Genomic DNA, 3,477 nt, shown 5'->3' with positions numbered 1-3,477 from the left:
CTCGTAGAGCGCCGCGCGGGGGAGGGTGAGACAGCGGCAGATTGCCGCTGCGGAAGCTTGCCTCAGCCTTGATGCCGGATTCCCAACCACCACAGGATTTGCACCCAACGCGCTTCACTGGTAAAAGATTTTGACCAGTCAAGCGAAATGAGGCTGCTGATGTCCGGCCTGGCCATGCCGAAACCAGACGACGCCACGATGCGCCGGCGCGACGAGATCGTCGCCGACATGCGCATCATCGTGCCGGGTGAGGGCGTCGTCGACGCCGCCAATTCCATGCGCGCCTTCGAGAGCGACGGCCTGACCGCCTATCGGCAGCTGCCGCTGGTCGTCGTGCTGCCGCAAACGGTGGCGCAGGTTTCGCGCGTGCTGAAATACTGCAACGATCGCAACGTCCGCGTCGTGCCGCGCGGCTCCGGGACCTCGCTGTCGGGCGGCGCGCTGCCGCTCGAGGACGCGGTGCTTTTGGTGATGAGCCGCTTCAACCGTATCCTCGAGATCGATTTCCCCAATCGCGTTGTCGTTGCCCAGCCGGGCGTCACCAATCTCGGCATCACCACCGCCGTCGAGCAGCAGGGCTTTTACTACGCCCCCGATCCATCCTCCCAGATCGCCTGCTCGATCGGCGGCAATGTCGCGGAGAATTCCGGCGGCGTGCACTGCCTGAAATACGGCCTTACCGCCAACAATGTGCTCGGCATCGAGATGGTGCTGATGAATGGCGAAGTGGTACGGCTCGGCGGCAGTCACCTCGATGCGGAAGGTTATGACTTGCTCGGCGTCATGACGGGTTCGGAAGGGCTGCTTGGCGTCGTCACCGAGGTCACCGTGCGCATCCTGAAGAAACCGGAGACGGCTCGCGCACTGCTGATCGGCTTCCCGACCAGTGAGCAGGGCGGCCAGTGCGTCGCCGACATCATCGGCGCCGGCATCATTCCGGGCGGCATGGAGATGATGGACCGGCCGGCGATCCACGCCGCCGAGGATTTCGTCCATGCCGGCTATCCCCTGGATGTCGAAGCGCTGCTGATCGTCGAGCTCGACGGGCCGGGCGTCGAGGTCGATCATCTGATCGGTCTGGTCGAGGCGATCGCCTACAAGAACGGCTCGACCACCTGCCGCATTTCGCAGTCCGAACATGAACGGCTGAGCTTCTGGGCCGGCCGCAAGGCGGCGTTTCCGGCCGTCGGCCGCATCTCGCCCGACTACTACTGCATGGACGGCACCATCCCGCGCAAGGAGCTGCCGCGCGTGCTCGCCGGCATGCGCGAGCTGTCGGAAAAATACGGTCTCGGCGTCGCCAATGTCTTTCACGCCGGCGACGGCAATCTGCATCCGCTGATCCTCTACGATGCCAACGTACCGGGCGAACTCGACAAGGCCGAAAGCTTCGGCGCCGACATATTGCGGCTCTGCGTCAAGGTCGGCGGCGTGTTGACCGGCGAACACGGTGTGGGCGTGGAAAAACGCGACCTGATGCCGGAAATGTTCACCCAGATCGATCTCGACCAGCAGATGCGCGTCAAATGCGCCTTCGATCCCAACCATCTGCTCAACCCGGGAAAAGTGTTCCCGCAGCTGCGGCGATGCGCCGAACTCGGCCGCATGCACATTTCCGGCGGCAAGCTGCCGTTTCCGGACATTCCGAGGTTTTGAGGGATATGTCGGCGCTTGAACACCCCCCTCTGTCCTGCCGGACATCTCCCCCTCAAGGGGGGAGATTGGCAGCTCGCGCGCCTCGCCCTTTTGTCACCATTGGAGATTGGCGAAGCCATATGCGACATCCGATCTCTCCCCTTGAGGGGGAGATGTCCGGCAGGACAGAGGGGGGCGCCAAGGAACTCAGCATATCCGAACTCGCGTCTGGCATAGAATTCGCCCCCCTCTCCGTCTCGGGCTTTGCCCGAGCCACCTCTCCCCCGCTTTGCGGGGGCGAGGAACCCATGCCCGAGTGAGGTTTGAGTTGCTGTTCAAACAATCCTTGCTGGACAAGATCGCGCGCAATGAAGTGACGCTCGCTTTTCGGCGCTGGAAGCGGCCGACCGTCAAGGCCGGCGGGCGGGTCAGAACGGCGTCAGGTGCGGTTAGGATCGGGGACATCTCGATCGCGAGCGGCTCCGAATTGACGGAGAAAGACGCGACCGCAGCCGGCTTTCCGTCCCGAGGAGCCCTTCAGGAGATGCTTGGCCCCGATGACGGTACCCCGGTCTATCGCATCGAGCTCAAAGGCATCGAGCCCGACGAACGCGTTGGCCTGCGCGGCGACGCCGTGCTTTCCGATGAGGACTGGCATGCCTTGACCCAGCGTTTTGCGCGCTGGGACAAAACGGCACCCGGCTACTTCCCGTCGATCCTGCAGGCGATCGGCGCCCATCCGGAATTGCCGGCTGCTGTCCTGGCCGACAAGGCCGGCGTCGAAAAGCTGAAGTTCAAGCAGGATGTCCGCAAGCTCGGGGAGTTCGGTCTCACCGAGAGCCTCAAGGTCGGTTATCGGCTGTCGCCACGGGGCGAAGCCGTGCTCGAAAGGCTTCGGGAGCACAGGCTTTGACTACTTTCACCCCAACCACACCATCCGAAGTCCTCTCCACCGTCGCCTGGGCAGCGGCGGAAGGCTCGCCGCTCGAAATCCTCGGCCACGGTTCCAAGCGCGGCATCGGCCGGCCGCTGCAAACCGAACACACGCTCGACCTGTCGAAACTCTCTGGCGTCACGCTCTATGAACCGGCTGAACTGGTGCTGTCGGCCAAGGCAGGCACACCGCTGGCCGAGATCGAAAAGCTGCTGGCGGAAAACGGTCAGCAACTCGCTTTCGAGCCGATGGATTACGGTCCGCTGTTTGGTGGCGAACCGGGCAAGGGCACGATCGGCGGCGTGCTCGCCGCGAACCTCTCCGGTCCGCGCCGGCTCAAGGCGGGCGCGGCGCGCGATCATGTCCTGGGCATCAATGTGGTGTCCGGTCGTGGCGAAGCCTTCAAGTCGGGCGGCCGCGTGGTCAAGAACGTCACCGGCTATGACATGTCCAAGCTGATGGCCAACAGCTGGGGCACGCTGGCTGTGTTCACCGACGTCACCTTCAAGGTGCTGCCGGCAGCCGAGGCCGAAGTCACGCTCGCCATTCGTGGCCTGCTCGACGATGCGGCAGCAAGCGCCATGGCCCTGGCGCTTGGCTCGAGTGCTGAAGTGTCGAGTGCCGCCCATCTGCCCGAGCGGATCGCCGCGCGTGTCGCCGGCGGCAGTCTCGGCGGTGAGGCCGCGACGCTGCTGCGTGTCGAAGGCTTCGGCCCGTCCGTCGCCTACCGCATCGCCGCGCTGAAAACGCTGCTCGGCAAGGCTGGGCCGCTGCAGGAGATTGCCGGTGACGCTTCACGGCTGATCTGGCGCGATGTACGCGATTGCAGGCCCTTCGCCGACAACAGCGAGAAACCGGTCTGGCGTGTCTCGATGACGCCGGGACAGTGCCACCAGATGGTCCTGACG

3 protein-coding genes are annotated in these 3,477 nt (G+C 64.4%); all 3 read left to right on the top strand.

Going from position 1 to position 3,477, the window contains the following annotated elements:
- The first annotated feature begins 159 nt into the window (after positions 1–159).
- Positions 160–1,656 (top strand): FAD-linked oxidase C-terminal domain-containing protein, encoded by a 1,497-nt coding sequence (locus EN939_RS25780; protein WP_127270604.1) that lies wholly within the window; start codon positions 160–162, stop codon positions 1,654–1,656.
- Positions 1,657–1,963: 307 nt separating this feature from the next.
- Entirely contained in the window at positions 1,964–2,548 is a 585-nt protein-coding gene (locus EN939_RS25765) for an ASCH domain-containing protein (protein ID WP_127270602.1), read from the top strand.
- Positions 2,545–3,477, top strand: a 933-nt coding sequence (locus EN939_RS25760; RefSeq protein WP_127270600.1) for an FAD-binding protein, incomplete at its 3' end; no start/stop codon positions are given. The genes EN939_RS25765 and EN939_RS25760, both read left to right, overlap by 4 nt.

The organism is Mesorhizobium sp. M7A.F.Ca.CA.002.05.1.1 (assembly GCF_003998335.1).
Classification (GTDB): Bacteria; Pseudomonadota; Alphaproteobacteria; order Rhizobiales; family Rhizobiaceae; genus Mesorhizobium.
Note: the sequence above shows the minus strand (reverse complement) of the source record. Positions and strands in the feature narration are given on the sequence as shown.